Origin of the sequence: Alkaliphilus hydrothermalis, assembly GCF_016908555.1 — a bacterium.
Lineage (GTDB): Bacteria > Bacillota > Clostridia > Peptostreptococcales > Natronincolaceae > Alkaliphilus > Alkaliphilus hydrothermalis.
The window spans coordinates 1-1907 of sequence record NZ_JAFBEE010000046.1 but is presented as its reverse complement, the minus strand read 5'-3'; the positions used below and the strand labels follow the sequence as shown (position 1 = coordinate 1907).

At 40.8% G+C, this 1907-nt stretch carries 1 protein-coding gene; it reads right to left on the bottom strand.

The features are described 5' to 3' along the window. Window positions 1-85: 85 nt before the first annotated feature. Entirely contained in the window at window positions 86-1414 is a 1329-nt protein-coding gene (ltrA, locus tag JOC73_RS14915; protein WP_204404679.1) for a group II intron reverse transcriptase/maturase, read from the bottom strand. Between the last annotated feature and the right edge of the window lie 493 nt (window positions 1415-1907).

Genomic DNA, 1907 nt, shown 5'->3' with positions numbered 1-1907 from the left:
ATCGAGTAGGCTGGAACCTTGCAATTCCAACCCCTCACAGAACCGGACTTGCCCTATTAAGGCATCCGGCTCTTCACTTCACCATTTACATAACATAACTATATCCAGCCCCTGGATCGAATATTCTTACGTAGGTTTTTGCTCTTGGTAATGGATACTTTTTAAGAAACAGGTTAAACTTATCCCACGAAAAGCTTTTACACTGGCTTCTTCTATTGAGCCATTTATATATTAACCTTTTGACTTCATCTATAAAGTTGCTCACTGTAGCGTTATTGTCTGTTATTCCATAGTATCTGCAGTGTCCTAATACCTTGATTTTTAACTTTTTCATGAAGTCTTTCGTCGCCATATGCCTGTTTGTTTTTATCCATTCTTTACAGCGCAGCAGGCTTGCTCTGTACTTTTTCTTGCTCGTTTTTCTCATTATGCGCCTGACTCCACTTTTACTACTACCTTCGTAATGGGTAAAGCCCAGAAAGTCAAATGAACTGACTCCTAAACCTCCTTCACCATCTGAATCATCGTTGCTATCTTTCTTGATAGAAATGATTTTTGTCTTTTCTTCTGCCACTTCGAGATTAAATGTCTTCAATCGTGTTATCATTTTCAAATAGAATTCCTTGGCATCTTCCTCATATTCAAAGCAGTATACACTATCATCAGCATATCTAACCATATATGATTTACCTCTACAACTTTTCCTAACCTTTTTCTCAAACCATAGGTCTAGCACATAATGTAGGTATATATTCCCCAGTATGGGAGATATGACTCCTCCTTGCGGTGTCCCCTCCGGGGTATCATAGGCTATTCCTGCTTCGATTACCCCTGCTTTTAAGAATCTAGCTATTATTCTAAGGATATTTGCATCTACTATCCTGTGCTCTATGAATTTCATCAGCCACTGTTGATCTACGTGATCAAAGAATCCCCTTATATCTACGTCAACTACATATCTGATTTCTCTTTTATCTAGGATTTTGTCAAGTACTTTCAACGCATCATGACAGCTCCGATTAGGTCTGAATCCAAAGGAGCATTCTAGAAAATCCTGTTCATATATGGCGTTTAGAATCTTTGCTAAGCTAGCCTGTACAAGTTTATCCTCATAAGCTGGAATACCTAATGGTCTCTTCTTTTCACTGCCTGCTTTGGGTATGTATACCCGCTTTACTGGCTGTGGCTTATACGCTTGTCTTTTCATACGATTGATTAGATCATTGACGTTATCGTCTAGTCTGATCTCATATTCCCCTTTTGTTATATTATCAACTCCAGGGGCTTTCTTTCTCTTCATCTCCTTATGGCATTCTTTTATCATTTCCTCATTAATTAGATGTGCAAGAGAAGTAAATCTCTCTTTAGGGCGAATTTTAGCTATTTCTGCTATCCTTGTTAGTTTCGTTTCCATACTTTGTCTACCTCCGTGTGTAGCATATGTTTCTCTTTCAAGGTCGATGTTGTGTTACCGCCTTCCCTCCACAGGCATTACCCTGCTTCTTAAGTACTATGCAGTAATCTGACTCCCTGTTGCATTCGACACCTCACTTTATTATCGCTTGGTTGGTCTTACTTTCTCTGCGTAAAGAGCGAACAGGGTCTCCCAAGTTGACGCACCATAACAATGTGTAGCATGCCAAGGTCACTGACCCCGGGGAAGCCAATATATTCTCGCATATCGAATATATTGATGTTGTTTTCTACTCGGTCCACAGTATCAACCTTCCCAATTGGGATTTCGAGGCTCTATCCCTTCAACTTTCGCTTTCGGCCTACTACCTTGCTGTCTACGCTTAACGACGTAGGTTACCCTACGTCGCCCAAGACTCGCTATGAGTGATTTGCTAAATCTTTCTCAGCGGGGTTCCCACCCACTATATGGTGCGCCCTTTGCTTGGCGCACG